17 protein-coding genes and 2 pseudogenes are annotated in these 18,552 nt (G+C 72.9%); 13 read left to right on the top strand and 6 right to left on the bottom strand.

Annotated elements, in window-relative coordinates; all coding sequences use genetic code 11:
• Positions 1–127 precede the first annotated feature (127 nt).
• Positions 128–1,732: an RNA polymerase sigma factor gene (locus ACN28G_RS05075; protein ID WP_091435651.1), complete on the top strand. Its 1,605-nt coding sequence runs from the start codon at positions 128–130 to the stop codon at positions 1,730–1,732.
• 244 nt (positions 1,733–1,976) lie between these two features.
• Entirely contained in the window at positions 1,977–2,210 is a 234-nt protein-coding gene (locus ACN28G_RS05070) for a DUF7455 domain-containing protein (RefSeq protein ID WP_091446165.1), read from the top strand.
• 135 nt (positions 2,211–2,345) lie between these two features.
• Here the strand turns inward: ACN28G_RS05070 and ACN28G_RS05065 are convergent, their stop codons facing one another.
• The 3 genes from ACN28G_RS05065 to ACN28G_RS05055 all read right to left on the bottom strand — a co-directional run bounded on the left by ACN28G_RS05065 (position 2,346) and on the right by ACN28G_RS05055 (position 5,201).
• On the bottom strand, positions 2,346–4,079 hold the full coding sequence (locus tag ACN28G_RS05065) for a DEAD/DEAH box helicase (RefSeq protein WP_091435650.1): 1,734 nt from the start codon (positions 4,077–4,079) through the stop codon (positions 2,346–2,348).
• Positions 4,080–4,301: 222 nt separating this feature from the next.
• Positions 4,302–4,940, bottom strand: coding sequence for a trimeric intracellular cation channel family protein (locus ACN28G_RS05060; protein ID WP_091435649.1), 639 nt, complete (start codon positions 4,938–4,940; stop codon positions 4,302–4,304).
• A gap of 42 nt (positions 4,941–4,982) precedes the next feature.
• Positions 4,983–5,201 carry a DUF3039 domain-containing protein gene (locus tag ACN28G_RS05055; RefSeq protein WP_091435648.1) on the bottom strand — a complete coding sequence of 73 codons (219 nt, stop codon included), beginning with the start codon at positions 5,199–5,201 and terminating at the stop codon, positions 4,983–4,985.
• Positions 5,202–5,290: 89 nt separating this feature from the next.
• Here ACN28G_RS05055 and ACN28G_RS05050 point away from each other — a divergent pair.
• Together ACN28G_RS05050 and ACN28G_RS05045 are read left to right on the top strand one after the other, a co-directional pair.
• Positions 5,291–6,208: pseudogene (locus ACN28G_RS05050) on the top strand (pseudouridine-5'-phosphate glycosidase); the annotation flags it as partial.
• Positions 6,209–6,309: 101 nt separating this feature from the next.
• A complete protein-coding gene (locus tag ACN28G_RS05045; protein ID WP_421478528.1) occupies positions 6,310–7,209 on the top strand; it encodes a carbohydrate kinase family protein in 900 nt (299 codons plus the stop codon).
• A 62-nt stretch (positions 7,210–7,271) separates the two neighbouring features.
• On the opposite strand, the gene ACN28G_RS05040 is transcribed toward ACN28G_RS05045, so the two are convergent.
• Positions 7,272–7,628 carry a DUF3099 domain-containing protein gene (locus tag ACN28G_RS05040; RefSeq protein ID WP_091435646.1) on the bottom strand — a complete coding sequence of 119 codons (357 nt, stop codon included), beginning with the start codon at positions 7,626–7,628 and terminating at the stop codon, positions 7,272–7,274.
• Between the two features lie 132 nt (positions 7,629–7,760).
• Between ACN28G_RS05040 and ACN28G_RS05035 the strand changes: the two genes are divergently transcribed.
• Both ACN28G_RS05035 and ACN28G_RS05030 read left to right on the top strand, forming a co-directional pair.
• The gene (locus ACN28G_RS05035) at positions 7,761–8,072 is read left to right on the top strand and encodes a hypothetical protein (protein ID WP_175440481.1); all 312 of its coding nucleotides are present in this window, start codon (positions 7,761–7,763) and stop codon (positions 8,070–8,072) included.
• A complete protein-coding gene (locus ACN28G_RS05030) occupies positions 8,062–8,373 on the top strand; it encodes a hypothetical protein (RefSeq protein ID WP_421478527.1) in 312 nt (103 codons plus the stop codon). The genes ACN28G_RS05035 and ACN28G_RS05030 overlap by 11 nt, the downstream gene beginning before the upstream one ends.
• Positions 8,374–9,216: 843 nt before the next feature.
• Here ACN28G_RS05030 and ACN28G_RS05025 read toward each other — a convergent pair.
• Positions 9,217–9,792 carry an HhH-GPD-type base excision DNA repair protein gene (locus tag ACN28G_RS05025; protein ID WP_175440480.1) on the bottom strand — a complete coding sequence of 192 codons (576 nt, stop codon included), beginning with the start codon at positions 9,790–9,792 and terminating at the stop codon, positions 9,217–9,219.
• A gap of 114 nt (positions 9,793–9,906) precedes the next feature.
• Between ACN28G_RS05025 and ACN28G_RS05020 the strand changes: the two genes are divergently transcribed.
• The 6 genes and pseudogenes from ACN28G_RS05020 to dtd all read left to right on the top strand — a co-directional run bounded on the left by ACN28G_RS05020 (position 9,907) and on the right by dtd (position 16,391).
• Positions 9,907–10,479, top strand: a complete 573-nt coding sequence (locus ACN28G_RS05020; RefSeq protein WP_091435643.1) for a hypothetical protein — start codon at positions 9,907–9,909, stop codon at positions 10,477–10,479.
• Positions 10,480–10,651: 172 nt separating this feature from the next.
• On the top strand, positions 10,652–11,677 hold the full coding sequence (locus ACN28G_RS05015; RefSeq protein ID WP_421480860.1) for an iron ABC transporter substrate-binding protein: 1,026 nt from the start codon (positions 10,652–10,654) through the stop codon (positions 11,675–11,677).
• A 50-nt stretch (positions 11,678–11,727) separates the two neighbouring features.
• Positions 11,728–13,283: pseudogene (locus tag ACN28G_RS05010) on the top strand (ABC transporter permease).
• Complete coding sequence (locus ACN28G_RS05005) at positions 13,280–14,311, top strand: ABC transporter ATP-binding protein (RefSeq protein ID WP_091435641.1); 1,032 nt, start codon at positions 13,280–13,282, stop codon at positions 14,309–14,311. The pseudogene ACN28G_RS05010 and the gene ACN28G_RS05005 overlap by 4 nt, the downstream one beginning before the upstream one ends.
• Positions 14,312–14,484: 173 nt before the next feature.
• On the top strand, positions 14,485–15,969 hold the full coding sequence (locus ACN28G_RS05000; RefSeq protein ID WP_175440479.1) for a DUF7059 domain-containing protein: 1,485 nt from the start codon (positions 14,485–14,487) through the stop codon (positions 15,967–15,969).
• Entirely contained in the window at positions 15,969–16,391 is a 423-nt protein-coding gene (dtd, locus tag ACN28G_RS04995) for a D-aminoacyl-tRNA deacylase (protein WP_091435639.1), read from the top strand. The genes ACN28G_RS05000 and dtd overlap by 1 nt, the downstream gene beginning before the upstream one ends.
• Positions 16,392–16,463: 72 nt before the next feature.
• On the opposite strand, the gene ACN28G_RS04990 is transcribed toward dtd, so the two are convergent.
• Positions 16,464–17,252, bottom strand: coding sequence for a sporulation protein (locus ACN28G_RS04990; RefSeq protein ID WP_091435638.1), 789 nt, complete (start codon positions 17,250–17,252; stop codon positions 16,464–16,466).
• A gap of 294 nt (positions 17,253–17,546) precedes the next feature.
• Between ACN28G_RS04990 and sigB the strand changes: the two genes are divergently transcribed.
• Positions 17,547–18,536: an RNA polymerase sigma factor SigB gene (gene sigB, locus ACN28G_RS04985; protein WP_421478526.1), complete on the top strand. Its 990-nt coding sequence runs from the start codon at positions 17,547–17,549 to the stop codon at positions 18,534–18,536.
• Positions 18,537–18,552 lie beyond the last annotated feature (16 nt).

Genomic DNA, 18,552 nt, shown 5'->3' with positions numbered 1-18,552 from the left:
CGCCACGGACCGCCAACGACCGGCCGGCCCGGGACACGGGGGTCCCTCAACCACATGCCTGGCACGGTGCGCCGCGCTGTGTCGGACACCCCGGCCGTGCCCGTTCATCGCCTCCGGAAGGTCATTCGTGACAGAACCCCGCCACACCGGCGCCGACGTACGCTCGCTCACCGACACGCTGATCGCGCACGCGCAGACCGCCGGCGGCCAGTTGACGTCGGCCCAGCTCGCGCGCACGGTGGAGTCCGCTGAGGTGACTCCGGCCCAGGCCAAGAAGATTCTGCGGGCGCTCTCCGAAGCGGGAGTGACCGTGGTCGTGGACGGCTCGGCGAGCACCCGACGCCGGGTCGCCGCCGCCCGGTCGGCCACCCCGGCCTCCCGGGCCACCACCGCCAAGACCACCAGGAAGGCCGCCGCGCCGGCGCCCAAGCAGGCAGCCGCCGCGGAGGAGACTCCACCACCGGCGCGTAAGGCGACCGCACGCAAGGCCGCCGGCGCCACCGGCGAGGTGGCCGCCAAGGTCGTGCCGGCCAAGGCGGCGAAGTCCACCCGCGCCACCAAGGCGACGGTGGCCGCCGCCGCGGGCAAGCCCACCAAGGCCGCCGGCAAGGCCAAGGGTGAGGGTGCCGAGGGCGACATCGACCCCGAGGAGCTCGCCGCCGCCATCGAGGACGTGGTGGTCGAGGAGCCGGCGGAGCTGGCCCGGGCCGCCGCGGCGGACGCCGCGGGAGCGGCGACCGACAACGACTTCGAGTGGGACGACGAGGAGTCCGAGGCCCTCAAGCAGGCCCGCCGGGACGCCGAGCTGACCGCGTCCGCCGACTCCGTCCGGGCGTACCTGAAGCAGATCGGCAAGGTCCCGCTGCTCAACGCCGAGCAGGAGGTGGAGCTGGCCAAGCGGATCGAGGCCGGCCTCTACGCCGCCGAGCGGCTGCGCGCGGCCGACGAGGGCGAAGAGAAGATGACCCGGGACATGGTCCGTGACCTGGGTTGGATCTCCCGCGACGGTGAGCGGGCCAAGAACCACCTGCTGGAGGCCAACCTCCGGCTGGTGGTCTCGCTGGCCAAGCGGTACACCGGTCGTGGCATGGCCTTCCTCGACCTCATCCAGGAAGGCAACCTCGGCCTCATCCGCGCCGTCGAGAAGTTCGACTACACCAAGGGCTACAAGTTCTCCACCTACGCCACCTGGTGGATCCGCCAGGCCATCACCCGCGCCATGGCCGACCAGGCCCGCACCATCCGCATTCCGGTGCACATGGTCGAGGTGATCAACAAGCTCGGCCGGATCCAGCGCGAGCTTCTCCAGGACCTGGGCCGCGAGCCCACGCCGGAAGAGCTGGCCAAGGAGATGGACATCACACCGGAGAAGGTGCTGGAGATCCAGCAGTACGCCCGGGAGCCCATCTCGCTCGACCAGACCATCGGCGACGAGGGCGACAGCCAGCTGGGCGACTTCATCGAGGACTCGGAGGCCGTGGTCGCGGTCGACGCGGTCTCCTTCTCGCTCCTGCAGGACCAGCTCCAGCAGGTGCTGCAGACGCTCTCCGAGCGGGAGGCCGGGGTGGTCCGACTGCGGTTCGGGTTGACCGACGGCCAGCCGCGTACGCTTGACGAGATCGGCCAGGTCTACGGGGTGACCCGGGAGCGGATCCGGCAGATCGAGTCCAAGACGATGTCGAAGCTGCGCCACCCGTCGCGCTCCCAGGTGCTTCGTGACTACCTCGACTGAGCGAGTACGTCAACTGCGCGTGTCGTTTTGATCACCAGGCGTACAAGACCTGATGATGATCGGGTGGTTGCTCGTTTGTGATCGTTGACGTGGCACCCTGGGTGCACGGCACACTGTTGCTGCCAGGTGTGACCTCGGTCCCCCGCGGGCACACAGGGAAGGCAACATCCGCCGAGGGTGTTGCAGGATAGGTGAGCAACGACCGAAGAGTTTGTTCATCGGTGACGACCAGAGGAGGAAGGCGATGACCCCGACCCTCACGCCGCCGCCCGAGACGGTGGCTCCCCCAGCCGCCGATGAACGGTGCGACCGCTGCAATGCTGCCGGCAAGCTCCGGATCACTCTGGCGGGTGGAAGCGAGTTGGTGTTCTGTGGGCACCATGCGAACAAGTACGCGGAGGATCTCGTGAAGATCACCGTGAAGTACGCGTCCGACCCGGAGTTCAGCTGGCGTGGCGCCGATCTGATGGCGAACTGACCAGATAACGACCTGGCCGGTCGGTGGCATCCCGTGGATGCCACCGACCGGCTTTTTCGTGCCTGTTCCACAGCCCGCGGCGAGTCGGCCGGGCCGCGCGGAATGTCCGGCGCGGCCCCGGTGGCCGGTCCGGGCCTACAGCGACTGGACGGTGGCGATGCGTTCTTCCAGCTGCTCGATCGTGGCCTGGGCGCTGGGCGGGCCACCGCAGCGGCGACGAAGCTCTGCGTGGATCTTGCCGTGGGGCAGCCCGGTCCGGTGGTGCCGGGCGGCCACCAGAGCGTTGAGCTGACGCCTCAGGGCCACCCGACGCTGGGCGGCACTCAGCGGCACCGGAGGAGCCTGCGGGCCCGCAGCGGCCCGCTCAGCGGGCTGTTCGTCGCGTCGGCGACGCTGGGCCGCGAGCTGCTCCGCCTGCCGCTTGTTGAGCAGCACGGTGACCTGGTCCGCGGTCAGCAGACCGGGCAGGCCGAGATACTCCTCCTCCTCCGGCGTACCGGCCTGCGCCGCGGTGCCGAACGACGCGCCGTCGAAGATCACCTGGTCCAGCTCGGCGGTCGCCGAGAGCGCGGCGAACCGCTTCTCCAACTCGCCACTTGCCTGGTCGTCGCGCTGGGCCCGCTCCAGCAGCTCGTCGTCGAAGCCGTCCCGGTCCTTCGGTTTGCCGAGCACGTGGTCCCGCTCGGCCTCCATCTCGCTGGCCAGCCCGAGCAGGTGCGGCACGCTGGGCAGGAAGACCGACGCGCTCTCCCCGGGGCGACGGGCCCGGACGAACCGGCCGATCGCCTGGGCGAAGTAGAGCGGGGTGCTGGCGCTGGTCGCGTAGACCCCGACGGCCAGCCGGGGGATGTCCACCCCCTCGGACACCATCCGCACCGCGACCATCCACCGCTGCTCCGAGGCGGCGAACGAGGCGATCCGGGCCGACGCGCCGACGTCGTCGGAGAGCACCACGGCGGCCCGCTCGCCGGTCACCTGCTCCAGCAGCTTCGCGTACGAGCGGGCGGTCTGCTGGTCGCTGGCGATGACCAGGCCGGCGGCGTCGCTCATCCCGGCGGCCCGTAGCACGGTCAGTCGGGCGTCGGCGGCCCGCAGCACCTGCGGCATCCAGTCCCCCGCCGGGTCCAGCGCGGTGCGCCAGGCCTGGGCGATCAGGTCCTGCGTCATCGGCTCGCCCAGCCGCGCCGACAGCTCCTCACCGGCGTTGGTCCGCCAGCGGGTCTCCCCGGAGTAGGCCAGGAACAGCACCGGCCGGACCACCCCGTCGCGCAGGGCGTCGGCGTAGCCGTACACCGCGTCGGCACGGGACCGGAGCAGGCCGTCGCCGCCGCGTTCGTACTCGACGAAGGGGATCGGGTTGTCGTCGGAGCGGAACGGCGTACCGGTGAGCATCAGGCGGCGTACGGCGGGCTCGAAGGCCGCCTTCACCCCGTCGCCCCAGGACCGCGAGTCGCCGGCGTGGTGGATCTCGTCGAGGATGACCAGCGTACGGCGGGTCATGGTGCGCCGACGGTGCACCTGCGGCGCCATTCCGACCTGCGCGTACGTCACCACCGCGCCGTGGAAGTCGGCGGCCGAGTGCAGGTCGGCGTTGCGGAAGGCGGCGTCGAGCTGGATGCCGATCCGGGCGGCGGCGCTGGCCCACTGGGTCTTCAGGTGCTCGGTGGGGGCGACCACGGTGACCGCCTCGACGGTGCGGTCGGCGAGCAGCTCCGCGGCGATCCGCAGGGCGAAGGTGGTCTTGCCCGCGCCGGGGGTGGCCACGGCGGTGAAGTCCTCGGTACGCCGCCGCAGGTACTCCACCAACGCCCGGCGCTGCCAGGCGCGCAGCGCCGGAAAGGTCTCGATCGTCGGCAACCGGGCAGCCACGCGAGGTGCTCCTTCCCTGCCGCACGGCGGCGGCCCCCGGCTCAGGGCCACGTACCGCCGCCCATGAAAAGGACCTCCGCGCGTCGGTGCCGCGAAGGCCGACACTCAGCATAACCAGCGACCGTCGACCCGCCCACGCGACGCCACGCGCCGCGCTCGACCGCCCACCCGAGCACACCGGCGCCCACGGTGGCCGTGCCGGTCCGCGGGTCGGGTCGCCGGTCAGGTGGGGCCGGTGCTCGGTGGACGGAGCATTGCCACCGGGGCGGACCAGCGACGGCGCAACGCGATCAGGCGGAGGCCGAAGACCAGCAGCGTCGCCACGGTGAGCGGGACCGCTCCGGCCCGGTCGAGCAGATCCAGCACGACCACGGCGACCGCGCCGGCCAGCGCGGCCACCGCGTAGATCTCCCGGCGCAGCACCACCGGGATCTCGCCGGTGAGCAGATCCCGGCCGAGTCCGCCACCGATCGCGGTGAGCATGCCGATCACGCAGGCGCCGACCGCCGGCACCTGGGCCTCCAGGGCCTTGACCGTACCGGTGACGGTGAACAGACCCAGGCCGGCGGCGTCCAGCACCAGCACGGTGGTGCGGAGCCGGGCGAGCTGCGGGTGCAGCCAGAACACGGCGACGGCGGTCAGCGCGGCGGTGGCGGCGTACCGCCAGTCGGCGAAGGCCAACGGCGGAACCTCACCGATGGCCAGATCGCGGAAGATCCCACCGCCGAGGGCGGCGACGAAGCCGACGAAGACCACCCCGAACAGGTCGAGCCGTTTGGCCACCGCGGCGGAGGCACCGGAGGCGGCGAAGACGGCCACCCCGGTCAGGTCGGCCAGAAGCAGGGCCGTGGAGGTGCTCACAGCGCCGAAGATTACGCGGGCGGCCTGGTGGGCCGCCCCGCGTCACTCACCCCAGGAGTCGTAGATCTCCTTGCACTTGGGGCAGACCGGCGAGCCGGGTTTGGCGGCCTTTGTCACCGGAAACGTCTCTCCGCAGAGAGCGATGACGAAGGTGCCCATGACGGCACTCTCGGCGATCTTCTCCTTCCGGACGTAGTGGAACATCTCCGGACCGGTGTCGGCGTCCTTCAGCTCTGGACGTTCGAGAACCTCTGTGCTCACGTGTACACCTCCAACCTTTCCAGTCTGGCAGGTCACCCCGGTCGGGTCCACCACAGGTGGACCCGACGGCACGCCGTAACGTACCTGAAATGACCGACTTTCAGCTTCGTTTCGGTGCCGAGGTGGCCGACGCCCTGCGCTCCCGGCGGCCGGTCGTAGCCCTGGAGAGCACCATCGTCTCGCACGGCCTCCCCCGCCCGGACAACCTGCGCGTGGCCAGGGAGATCGAACAGGCCGTCCGGGACGCCGGGGCGGTGCCGGCGACCATCGGCATGGTCGCCGGGGAACTCGTGGTGGGACTCGACGACACCCAGTTGACCCGGCTCGCCACCGCCGACGGGGTGACGAAACTCTCCGTACGCGATCTGGCGGTGGCGGCGGCGATCCGCGCGGACGGTGCCACCACCGTCGCCGCGACCAGTGCGGTGGCCACCGCCGCCGGCATCGGGGTCTTCGCCACCGGCGGCCTCGGCGGGGTGCACCGGGACGCGGCCCAGACCTTCGACGAGTCCGCCGACCTGGTCACCCTGGCCCGTACCCCGATCGCGGTGGTCTGCGCCGGGGTCAAGTCGATCCTCGACGTCGGGGCGACCCTGGAGCGGCTGGAGACCCTCGGGGTGGGTGTGGTCGGCTACCGCACCCACCGGTTCCCGGGCTTCTTCGTCACCGACGGGGGCTTCGACCTGGACTGGGCGGCGGACTCACCGGAGCAGGTGGCCGACATCATCGCCGCCCGCGCCGAGCACGGAGTGCACCACGGTGGGCTGATCGTGGCCAACCCGCTCCCCGCTGACGAGCAACTCGACCCGGCCCTGCACGACCGCACGCTTGCCGACGGGTTGGCGACGCTGGCCCGCGACGGGATCACCGGCAAGGCGGTGACGCCGTTCCTGCTGGCCCACTTCCACTCCGCCACCGCCGGGGCGAGCCTGGCGGTCAACGTCCGGATCATCCTGCGCAACGCCGACCTCGCCGCCCGGATCGCGGTCGCCGCCGCCCGGCAGACCGGCCCCGCCGCCGACGACGCCCGGCACGATGGCCTTACCGCCGACGACGCCCGGCGCGATGGCCTTACCGCCGACGACGCCCGGCACGATGGCCAGGGAGCGTGACCGGCCCGGGGCGCGTCCTGGTCGTCGGTGACGTGGTGACCGACGTGGTCGCAATGCTGGCCGGCCCGGTCGCCCCCGGCTCGGACACGCCCGCGGCGATCCGGATGACCGGCGGCGGCCAGGCCGCGAACACCGCCGCCTGGCTGGCCGCCCAGGGCGTACCGGTGACGCTGGTCGCCGCCGTGGGCGCCGACGACGCGGGCCGGGACCGGACGGGCGAGCTGACCCGGGGCGGCGTGGTCTGTGCGGTCGAGTCGCACCGCGACGCGGCCACCGGCACGGTGATCGTGCTGGCCGGCGCGGACGAGCGGACCATGGTCACCGAGCGGGGGGCAAACCTGCTGCTGAGCCCGGGGCACGTCGAGCGGGCGGTCGCTGCGGCGCCGGACGCCCGGCACCTGCACCTGTCCGGGTACCCGCTGTTGGACGCCGCCTCCCGGCCGGCCGGGCTGCGCGCGCTGGCCGTGGCGCGCGAGTGCGGTCTGACCACCAGCGTCGACGCGGCCTCCGCGGCCCCGCTGCGGCAGGTCGGGGCGGAGGCCTTCCTGACCTGGGTACGCGACGTGGACCTGCTGCTGGTAAACGCCGACGAGGCGACGGCGCTGGCCGGTGGTACGGAGCCGGCGGCGCAGGCCCGGACGCTGTCCGGGTGGGTCCGGCGGGTGGTGGTGAAGCGGGGTGCGGCCGGGGCGCTCTGGGCCGATCGGGACGTGACGGTCGACGGGCCGGCGGCACCCCGGGTGCCGGTGGTCGACGTCACCGGTGCCGGCGACGCGTTCGCCGCCGGCCTGCTGGCCGCCTGGCTGACCGGGGAGCCGGTGCCGGCGGCGCTGGAGCGGGCCGGAGCGCTCGGCGCGGCGGCGGTCGGCACCCCCGGCGCCCGGCCGCCCGGCTGAGGCCGACCACCCGACCGGGCCCACCGCGCCCGGTCCACCCGGCCGCCGTTCCGGCCGGTCGGTCAGGGCTCGACTTCGATGATCTTGTGCGGGTGTTCCTCGGCGGTGAGAGTCCGCGGCGCGGCCTCCTCGCGGGCCCGACGCTGGAACCGGTTGGCCAGCCGGTGCTGCTCCTTGGGTGGGCGATCGTTGGCCAGCAGCACCGCCAGCCACGGGACGAGGACCATCCCGACGCCGCAGAGCGGCAGCCAGAGCCAGAGCAGCGGGGCCTCCACCCCGACCAGGACGGCCCCGGCGACCACACAGGCCACCCGGAAGATCATCATCACCACGTAGCGCCGCTGGCGACTGGTGAGCTGGTCGCCCTGGCTGCGTGAGGCATCGGTGATCAGGATCGGCTGGTACGCCGGACGCTTCACACGGTCCTCCTCGACGGAATCGGTTTCATTCTGTCACCGCTGTCCACCCCTGCGCGAACATCGAGGCGGCCGTCACCGTCTCCCGCCATTTCGCCCAGAGCCGCGTGTTACGTACGTGGTACGCTCCGCCCTGTGGGCGACCGGTTCAGCTTCACCGCCGAGGCGTTGGCCAACCTGCGGGTCTACGACGTCACGCCGGGCGAGGTCTGGGCGGCGCTGCACAGCGGCAGACGGGTCATCCGACACCTGGGCGACGACGTGATGGTGGTCTACGCCGCGACCCGTCCGGGACGACGACTGGCCGTGCTGCTGGCCGAGGCCGACGGCACCGACAACGACTGGGACATCCTCTCCGCCCGCGAGCTGAGCGACGTCGAGGCGAAACGCTACGACGAGGCGGTCCGGAGAACACGCCGACGAGGAGGCAGTGGCCATGCACCGTGACGACGCGTTGAAGCAGTTCCACAGCGGCGACGACCGGCTCGCCGAGCTGATCGACGACCAGGCGTCGAGCGAACTGCCCGCCCCCGACACCGACGTGCCGATGGTCAGCCGTTCGGTCCGGCTACCCCTGGAGACCTACGAGCGGGTCCGGGTCGCCGCCGACGACCGGGGCATCGGCGTGACCACGCTGATGCGCCAGTGGATCGAGGCTGGCCTGGCCGACCTGGACGACTCCGCGACGGTCTCGCTGGCCGACGTGCGCCGCGCCCTGGCCACGCTCGCCCACCCCACCGCCGCCTGACCCAGGCCGCCTGACCCAGGCCGCCGGACCTCACCGCCGGACCCCACCGCCGCCGGACCCCACCGCAACCCTGACCCAGGCCGCCGGAACCCACCGCCCGGACCTCACCGCAGCCTGATCCCACCGCGGCCTGACTCCACCGCCGCCTGACTCCACCGCCGCCGCACTTCAGCGGCGCTCGCCCCGAGCGGAAGATCTGGCCCGCCCCGGTCACCACAACCAACGCTGACTGTGCGACTTGCCGGGTCTTCCCGAAGGTGGTGGGCTGACAGCTGGTAGCAGCAGAGCGACTCCAAACCTGACTGGCCCGCCGAACGCCCCAACTCCCGCCCTGATGCGCGTTGCCCTCTCCGCACTCGCCTGGAATGTAGATCTTGGACACTTACCGTCCAAATAGAACGGTAAGTGTCCAAGATTCACTTTGGGGCCCGCTTCGGTGGCGAACGAGGGGAGGGGGCGGTGGGGAGGGGGGCGGTGGGGGTGGGTGGGTGGGTGGGGAATAGGTTGTTTGCGGATATTTGGGCTATTTTAGGCTTCGAGGCATCTGCACCAGGCACGGTGACGTGAAAGATCTGATCGGCGCCGCAGTCGCCGCCGGAACGGAACCGGCACCGCCGGCACGGAACTGGGTGCCGCCGGCACGGAACTGGGTGCCGCCGGCACGGAACTGGGTGCCGACGGCACGGAACTGGGTGCCGCCGGCGCAGGCCGGGTGCCGACGGCGCAGGCCGGGTGCCCACGGCACGGAAGGAGTCGCTGCCGGCGCAGGACGGGTGCCGACGGCACGGAACTGGGTGCTGCGGGACAACGGTGGCCGCTGACGGCACCGGGCCGATCGGCAGGTCAGCCCTTTGCGGCCTTCGCCGCCGCCTTGAGCTGCTTCTTGTGCTCGCGTACCCGGGTCAGTGACGCGCCGTCGGTGATGTCGGCCACCGACCGGTACGCGTCGGCGTCGCCGTAGTCACCGGCGGCCTCCCGCCAGCCGGCGGGCTGGACGTCGTACCGCTTGCCGAGCAGGGCGAGAAAGATCTGCGCCTTCTGCCGGCCGAAGCCGGGCAGGTCGGCGATCCGGGCCAGCAGTTCCCGCCCGTCGGCCACCTGCGCCCAGAGCCGGGTCGGGTCGCCGTCGTACCGGTCGACCAGTACCCGGCAGACCTCCTGCACCCGGGCGGCCATCGCCTTCGGGAACCGGTGCAGCGCGGGTGGCCGGGCGAAGACCGCGACCAGCGCCTCCGGGTCGTATCCGGCCAGTTCCCGGGCGTCCGGGGCGTGCCCGAGCCGCTCGGCGAGCACGTACGGCGAGGTGAACGCCTTCTCCAGCGGGATCTGCTGGTCCAGGGTCATGCCGACCAGCAGGGCCAACGGGTCCCGGTTGAGCAGGTCGTTCGCGGCCGGGTCGATCGGCAGGGAGAGCGCCATGTCGACCATGCTGCCACCCCGCCGATCGGCGGACCCGCCACACCCCGGATGAACAATGCGGGTCCGCCCTGCGTAGAGCCGCTGTCCGACTCCCCGACAAGCAGCGAGAAACAGATGCCACCGACACCCGGTACAGGCTCCGGCTCCCCAGCCGCGCCCGAGGACACACCGCCGGCTTCCGCACCCCTGGACCCCCTGGCGGCGGCCAAACAGCGGCGGGACCAGCTTGCCGCGCTGCTGCCGCACCTGGAACTCGACACCGCCGACGCGCTCAACGACCTCCCGCAGGCCGATCAGCTCCGGATCGCCGATCATCCCGCCGTACGGGAGGGGCTCTCCTTCCTCGCCCGCAACGAGCACAAGATCCAGGCCTGGTGGGCGACGCTCGAACGGCAGCCGGCGTCCGCCGCCGCCCAGCTGCGGTGGTCAGCCGGGAACGCTCTCCACCAGCAGACGATGGACCAGCTGAGTTCCCTGGTAAGGGCGGAGATCGACCGGCTGGCCGGTGCGCAACACCCGCCCTCGGCGACGGCGGTTACGGCACCGTACGCGCGGGCCACACTGCCGGCCGCCGACAACACCATCGGGTCGGGCCGGTCATCAGCCACCCGGCCCGCCGGATCCACCGGTCCGGGCAACGGCCGGCAGGGGACCCGTCCGGGGCCCGCAGCGCCGTCGCCAGGCTGATCGGCGGAACCGGACCGGCGCGACGGAGTGACCCGGACCTCAGACCACAGCGGGCGGCAGTGAGGTTAGGCAGTGCTAACTTCATTCCCGTCACCTGGGCGGATGTCGTCCGGGAGCCGCGACGAAGGAGCGTCTCGTCGTGCCCATCCCCCTCCGCAGGGCCACCGCGACCATGATCGCCGCCGGGTTACTCTCCGTCGGTCTGGTCGCCTGCGGCGCCGAGGACGAGGCAGGCACCGAGACGGGTGCCGCCGGCGACAAGCAGATCACCGTCTACAGCGGGCGCAACGAGCAGCTGGTCAAGCCGCTGCTGGAGAAGTTCACCGCGCAGACCGGGATCGCCGTGCAGGCCCGCTACGCCAGCACCGCCCAGCTCGCCGCCCAGCTGGTCGAGGAGGGTGACCGCTCCCCCGCCGACGTCTTCCTGGCCCAGGACGCCGGCGCGCTCGGCGCGGTCTCCAAGCAGGAGATGTTCACCGCGCTGCCCGCCGCGACGGTGGACAAGGTGCCGGCCACCTACCGGGCCGGCAACAGCCACTGGGTCGGCGTGAGCGCCCGGGCCCGGGTACTGGCCTACAACGCCGACAAGGTCACCGAGGCGGAGCTGCCCGCGTCGGTGTTCGAGCTGACCGACCCGAAGTGGAAGGGCAAGGTCGGGGTGGCCGCGACCAACGCCTCGTTCCAGGCGTTCGTCACCGCGATCACGGTGCAGCACGGCGAGGCCCGGGCCAAGGAGTTCCTGGCCGGGCTGAAGGCCAACGACCCGCAAATCCGCGACGGCAACGGCAAGATCCTCGAAGACGTCATCGCCGGCACCGTCCCGGTGGGTCTGATCAACCACTACTACCTCGGCGAGGTCGCCAAGGAGCAGGGGGCCACGGTCGACTCGCTCAAGGCCAAGCTGCACTTCTTCGCCGGTGGGGACACCGGTGGGCTGGTCAACGTCGCTGGGGTGGGTGTGCTGAAGCGGGCCGCCGACAACCCGGACGCGCAGGCCTTCGTGGACTACCTGCTCGGCCCGGAGGCGCAGGCGTACTTCGCCGAGCAGACCTTCGAGTACCCGGTGGTCGACGGCGTCACCGGCCCGGCCGGGGTGCCCGCGCTGGCCGAGCTGCAGGTGCCGCAGATCGACCTGAACGACCTCGACGGGTTGGAGTCCACGATCACGCTGATCAAGGATTCGGGGCTCGTACCCTGACCACCCCGACCGTCGCCCCCGCAGGGCCGGACCGCCGAGGCGGCCCGGCCCTGTCCGGCGTACCGGGGAGGTGGCGGCGGTGGGCGCCGCGGCCGGCGCTGCTCGCGGCCTCGACCGCCGCGGTGGCCGTGGCCGCCGTCCCGCTCACCTATCTCGCGGTACGCACCGCCGAGGCCGGCTGGGAGCGGATCGTCGCGGAGGTCTGGACCAGCCGGGTCGGCTGGCTGTCCCTGCGCAGCCTGGGCCTGGCCGCCGTGGTCACCGTGGCCTGCGTGCTGCTCGGCGTCGGCTCGGCGTACCTGGTCACCCGGACCGACCTGCCCGGTCGGCGGGTCTTCGCGGTGCTGGCCGCGCTGCCGCTGGCGGTGCCCACCTACATCGCCGCGTTCGCCTGGGTCTCCACCGTCGACGGGCTGGCCGGATTCTGGCCGGCGGCGCTGGTGCTCACCCTCTGCTCGTACCCCATGTCTTCCTGCCGGTCGCGGCGGCGCTGCGCGGCGCGGACCCGGCCCAGGAGGAGGTCTCCCGGTCGCTGGGGCGGGGCGGCTGGCGGACCTTCACCGAGGTGACCCTGCGCCAGATCCGGCCGGCCACCGCCGCCGGCGCGCTGCTGGTCGCCCTCTACGTGCTCTCCGACTTCGGCGCGGTCTCCATCCTGCGGACCGACACCTTCACCCGGGCCGTCTTCGTCGCCTTCGACCTCGGCTTCGACCCGACCGGCGCGCTGGTGCTCTCCAGCGTGCTGGTGCTGCTGACCCTGCTGCTGCTGACCGGGGAGACGGTCACCCGACGGCGCGGCGCCCGGTACGCCCGGCTCGGTGGCGCCCGCCGGCCGGTGGTCCGGTCGCGCCTCGGCGCGGCCCGGTGGCCGGCGATGGCCGTCCTGCTGGCCGTGGCGGCGCTGGCCTTCGGGGTGCCGGCGGTCAGCCTGGCCCGGCGGCTGTTCGCCGGGGTGTCCCGGCCCGGCGCGCTGGCCGAGGTGGCGGTCGCGGCCGGGAACTCGCTCTGGTTGTCGCTGGCCGGCGCGGGGTTGACCATGCTGCTGGCGCTGCCGCTGGGGCTGCTCACCGCCCGCGCCCCCGGGCCGCTGACCACGCTGCTGGACCGGACGGCGTACCTGTCGCACGCCCTGCCCGGGGTGGTGGTCGGGCTGTCGCTGATCTTCTTCGGGATCAACGTCGCCTACCCGCTGTACCAGACGACGTGGCTGCTGGCGCTCGCGTACGCCACGCTGTTCCTGCCGCTGGCGGTGGGTGCGGTCGCCGGTGCCGCCGCCCAGGCCCCGCCCGGCCTGGAGGAGGTGGCCCGTTCGCTGGGCCGCAGCCCCTGGGACGTGCTGCGCACGGTCACCCTGCCGCTCACCCTGCCCGGCATCGGCGCCGGTGCCGCACTGGTCTTCCTCACCGGTATGAAGGAACTTCCCGCCACCCTGCTGCTGCGGCCCACCGGGGTCGACACGCTGGCCACCGAGCTGTGGACCAGTACGGCCGTCGGCGCGTACGCCGCCGCCGCCCCGTACGCCGCACTGCTGGTGGTCATCTCGGCGCTACCCACCTGGCTGCTGGTGGCCCGCAGCGGCCTGCTCGACAAGGAGGATCGGCGATGAGCGAGGTCGTGCTGACCGGCGTCGTCAAACGGTACGGCCCGGTCACCGCGCTCGACGGGGTGGACCTGAGGGTGCCCGCCGGCGAGCTGACCGCCGTGCTGGGCCCGTCCGGGTGCGGCAAGACCACGTTGCTGCGCTGCCTGGCCGGCTTCGAACGCCTCGACGACGGCGAGATCCGGCTCGACGGCCGGCCGGTGGCCGGTGGCGGCCGGCACCTGCCGACGCACCGCCGCCGGATCGCCGTGGTGCCGCAGGAGGGTGCCCTCTTCCCGCACCTGAGCGTGGCCGCGAACATCGGCTACGGCCTGGACCGGGCCGCCCGGCGCGGTGACCGGGTGGACGAGGTGCTGACCCTGGTCGGGCTGGCCGGCTACGGCGACCGGATGCCGCACCAGCTCTCCGGCGGACAGCAGCAGCGGGTGGCGGTGGCCCGGGCACTGGCCCCCCGGCCGTCGCTGGTGCTGCTCGACGAACCGTTCAGCGCCCTCGACGCCGGGCTGCGCGCCGGGCTGCGCCACGACATCCGGGCGGCGCTGCGCGCCGACGGGGCGACCGCGGTGCTGGTCACCCACGACCAGGGCGAGGCGCTGTCGGTGGCCGACCGGGTGGTGGTGCTGCGCGCCGGCCGGGTGGTGCAGGCCGACACCCCGACCACCATCTACCGGGAACCCGCCGACCCGTGGGTGGCCGGCTTCGTCGGCGACGCGGTGCTGCTGTCCGCGGTCGCCGACGGAGGTCGGGCCCGGACCGCGCTCGGCCCGATCCCGATCGCCGGGGCGGCACCGTCCGGGGCGGTCACCGTCCTGGTCCGCCCGGAACAGGTACGCATCCTGCCGGCCCCGCGCACGGACACCGTCCCGGCGACGGTGCTGCGGCACGACTTCCACGGCCACGACGCGCTGGTGGGGCTCCGGCTGGCCGACGGCACCCGGGTCACCGCCCGGATCCTCGACGACGCGAGCACCGCACCGGTCGGCACCGACGTGGCGGTACGGGTCGACGGCACCGCCCGCGCCTGGCCCGCCTGAGCCCGGGTTCCCTGCCGAGGGCCAACGTCCACCGCACCAACCGCAGCCGGGTCAGACCGGTCCGGGCGGTCGACCGAGGTAGTACCGAGGGATAGCCGGTCGGCACCGGGCACCGCTGATCCGCCGGCGTGGGCGGTGCCGGGTGCCCGGCGCGGGGAGGGCAGGATGTCCAGGTGGACGAAGATGACATGCTGCTCTCCCCGGCCGGCGTCGAGGCGCTCCGGGCCGCGCTGACCGGGGCCGGCTACACCGTCGCCGGGATCGCCGACCGGCTCGGCACGGCGGCCACCGCCGGCGTGGCCCGCAACGACTTCCGGGCCGCGCTGCGGGCCACCGAGGACCGCGACCCGCTGGCCACCCTGATCCGGCTGTTCGTCTGCGAGCAGACCGAACCGGAACCGGCCGTCACCGCCGCCCTCGCCCCGCTCCCGCTGGCCGAGGCGCTCGCCGCCGGCCTGGTCGAACGGCACGGCGACGGCCTGCGGATGGGCCTGGACCTGGAACCGTACGCCGACGACTGGTGGTTGCTCTCCGACGTGCCGGCCAGCGCCCGGCCCGGTCAGCCGCTGCCCGCCGAGCACGTGCTGGGCGTCGGCGGGGCTACCCAGACGCTTACCGGCGCGACCCTGCGGCGGCCGGTGGAGACCGCGCTGGACCTGGGCACCGGCTCCGGGGCGCAGGCGCTGCACCTGGCCGGGCACGCCCGCCGGGTCACCGCGACCGACGTGTCGGCGCGGGCGCTGCGGTTCGCCGCGACCACCGCCGCGCTCAACGGCCAGGACTGGGAGCTGCTCCGGGGTGACCTGGTCGCCCCGGTCGCCGGCCGACGCTTCGACCTGGTGGTGAGCAACCCGCCGTTCGTGGTCGGCCCCGGCACCACCACCCACGTGTACCGGGACTCCGGCCGGGTCGGCGACGCCGTCGGCGCGGAGCTGGCCGCCGCCGCACCCGGCCTGCTCAACCCGGGCGGCACCATGCAGTACCTGGCCAACTGGGTGCACGTCAGCGGCCAGGACTGGGGCGAACGGGTGGCCGACTGGTTCACCGGCACCGGACTGGACGCCTGGGTCATCCAGCGGGAGGTGGCCGACCCGATGGCGTACGTCAACCTGTGGCTGGCCGACGTCGGCGAGACCGCCGACCCGCAGCGGGCCGCCGCCTGGCTGGACTGGTTCGACGCCCACCAGGTGGAGGCGATCGGGTTCGGCCTCGTGTCGCTGCGGAGAGGTGGTCACGACGATCCGGTGGTCCGGGTCGAGGACCTGCGCCAGCGGGTGCAGCCGCCGCTGGGCGACCAGGTGGCCGCCTGGTTCGACCGGCAGGACTTCCTCCGGGTACGCGACACCGAGGCGCTGCTCGCCGAGCGCTACCGGGCGGCCGAGGGGCTCCAGCTGCGGCAGGAGGCGACCATGGGTGCCGACGGCTGGGAGGTGGACCGGCAGGTCCTGGTGCAGCCGCACGGGTTGCGTTGGAGCGAGGAGATCGATCCGCTGGTGCTGGCGCTGGTCGGTGGCGCCGACGGGCGGCTGCCGTTGCGCGACCAGCTCGCCCTGCTCGCCGCCGCGCACGACGTCGCCGAGTCCGAACTCGCCGAGGCGGCCGGCCCGATCGTGGCGCACCTGGTGGAGCGGGGCCTCATCGAGCCGGTGCCGGCCTGATGCGGGCGCTGGTGCAGACGGTCGGCCGGGCCAGCGTCACGGTCGACGGCGAGGTCGTCGGCGAGGTCACCGACGGCCTGCTGGTACTGCTCGGGGTGACCCACACCGACACCGCGCAGCTGGCCCAGACGATGGCCCGCAAGGTCCACGAGCTGCGGATCCTGGACGACGAACGCAGTGCCGCCGACACCGGTGCGCCGATCCTGGTGGTCAGCCAGTTCACTCTCTACGGTGACGCCCGCAAGGGCCGCCGACCGAGTTGGACGGCGGCGGCCCCCGCCGAGCGGGCCGAACCACTGGTCACCGAGTTCGTCGAGGCGCTGCGTGGCCGGGGCGCACCGGTGCGGACCGGCCGGTTCCGCGCGCACATGCTGGTGGAGAGCGTCAACGTCGGCCCGCGTACCCTCCTGCTCGACCTCTGATCCCGGCTGCCGGTGCCTCGCCGGCGGCGGACCCGAGCCCGGGACACCCGACGACGGCGGACCCGGGCCGGGTCAGGAGAACAGGCCGCGGCGTTGGATGGACTGCCGCAGCCAGCCGTCGAGCTGCGCCGCCCAGTCGACCCGGTCCAGCGTGGCGTGGTCCACGGTGAACCGGCCGAACGCGTCGCGCCCCTCGGTGAAGAGCCCACCCCGCTTGTCGATCTCCAGCACCACCTGGGTCTGGCCCGGGTCGGCGATGAAGGTCACCTCCAGCTGGTTGATCGCCGCGGCGTACTGCGGCGCCGGGTAGAACTCGATCTCCTGGTAGAAGGGCAGACTCTGGCGTACCCCGTAGATGTGACCACGTTCCACGTCGGCGCGGGCGAACCGGAAGCCCAGCCGCAGCAGCGCCTCCAGCAGCCGCTCCTGCGCCGGCAGCGGATGCACCGACACCGGGTCCAGGTCACCGGAGTCGACCGCCCGCGCCACCTCCAGTTCGGTACGCAACCCCATCGTCATGCCGTGCAGGTACTGCCCGTACAACGTGGTCAGCGGGGTCTCCCAGGGCACCGCGAAGCGGAACGGGATGTCGTAGCGCTGCCCCGCCGCCAGCTGGAACGGGCCGGTCACCTGCTGGCGCTGGAACTCCTGGTTGGTCTGGTACTCGTTGTCGCCGCTCTCCACCTCGACCCGGGTGAGCAGGCCGAGGGCGACGTACTCCACGTCGACCTGGTGGTCGCCGCCGACGACCTGGATCCGGCCCTGAAGCTCCCCGCCGGGACGGCAGTTCGGGTTGGCCAGAACGGTCTCCACCGACGGACCGCCCACCCCCATCGCCTGCATGAGCCGCTTGAAGACCATGACGCCCTCCGTTGCCTGTGCACCGTCTGCCGATGGCGACCCTCGATGACCGCCGCTGGCACGGTAACCGACACACACAACCCTTCGACCAGCAACAACGTACGGACCCCGGTGGATGGCCGGTCGACCTTACCGGCACGTACGGTGACGGTGTGACCGGCTTCGTCGAGCCGATTCTGTCGGTTCCCCGATCGCCTCACTCCCGTTTCACGTCCCGCCCGCCAAGCTGGGTGTCACCGGCGCCACTTCGTGGTCCGGCACGCGGCACAGAGTCGACGCGGGGAGACGACAGAGATGGTCCAGCAGATGATCGAGCAGCAGCACGGCCCGACCGCCGACACCCTCACCGACCTGGACGCCACCGACGAGCGGGGCGTCTCCACCGACCTGGTCCGGGCGTACCTCAACGGCATCGGCCGCAAGAAGCTGCTCACCGCGGCGCAGGAGGTCGACCTGGCCCGGCAGATCGAGGCGGGGCTGTTCGCCGAGGAGAAGCTGACCACCTGCACGCCGGTCTCGGTGGAGCTGCAGGCCGACCTGGCGCTGGTCGCCGCCGAGGGCCGGGCCGCCAAGGATCACCTGTTGGAGGCCAACCTCCGCCTGGTGGTGAGCATCGCCAAGCGGTACACGGGTCGTGGGATGGCCTTCCTCGACCTCATCCAGGAAGGCAACCTCGGCCTCATCCGCGCCGTCGAGAAGTTCGACTACACCAAGGGCTACAAGTTCTCCACCTACGCCACCTGGTGGATCCGCCAGGCCATCACCCGCGCCATGGCCGACCAGGCCCGCACCATCCGCATCCCCGTCCACATGGTCGAGCAGGTCAACCGGATGGTCCGGGCCCGGCGGGAGCTGTCGGTCTCGCTGGGCCGGGAGCCCACCGTCAGCGAGGTGGCCGTCGCGATGGGCGTGCCCGAGTTCCAGGTGATCGAGCTGATCTCGTACGACCGGGAGCCGGTCAGCCTGGACCAGGCCGTCGGCGAGGACGGCGAGAGCGCGCTCGGTGACTTCGTCGCCGCCGCCCCCCGCGACGAGCCGGGTGAGAGCGCCACCGGCGGCGAGCTGCGCGCCGAGGTCAGCGTGGTGCTGGCCACCCTCAGCCAGCGCGAGCAGGCGGTGATCCGGCTGCGCTTCGGCCTGGACGACGGCCGGCAGCGCACCCTGGACGAGGTGGGCCGGGAGTTCGGCCTCTCCCGGGAGCGGATCCGGCAGATCGAGAAGGTCACCCTGCTCAAGCTGCGGGCCCCCGAGCGGGCCCAGCGCCTGGAGGCGTACGCCTGCTGAACGACCCGACACGACG

It is taken from the genome of Micromonospora sp. WMMA1923 (assembly GCF_049179195.1).
Taxonomy (GTDB): domain Bacteria; phylum Actinomycetota; class Actinomycetes; order Mycobacteriales; family Micromonosporaceae; genus Micromonospora; species Micromonospora yangpuensis.
This window is presented reverse-complemented; position numbering and strand designations above follow the sequence as displayed.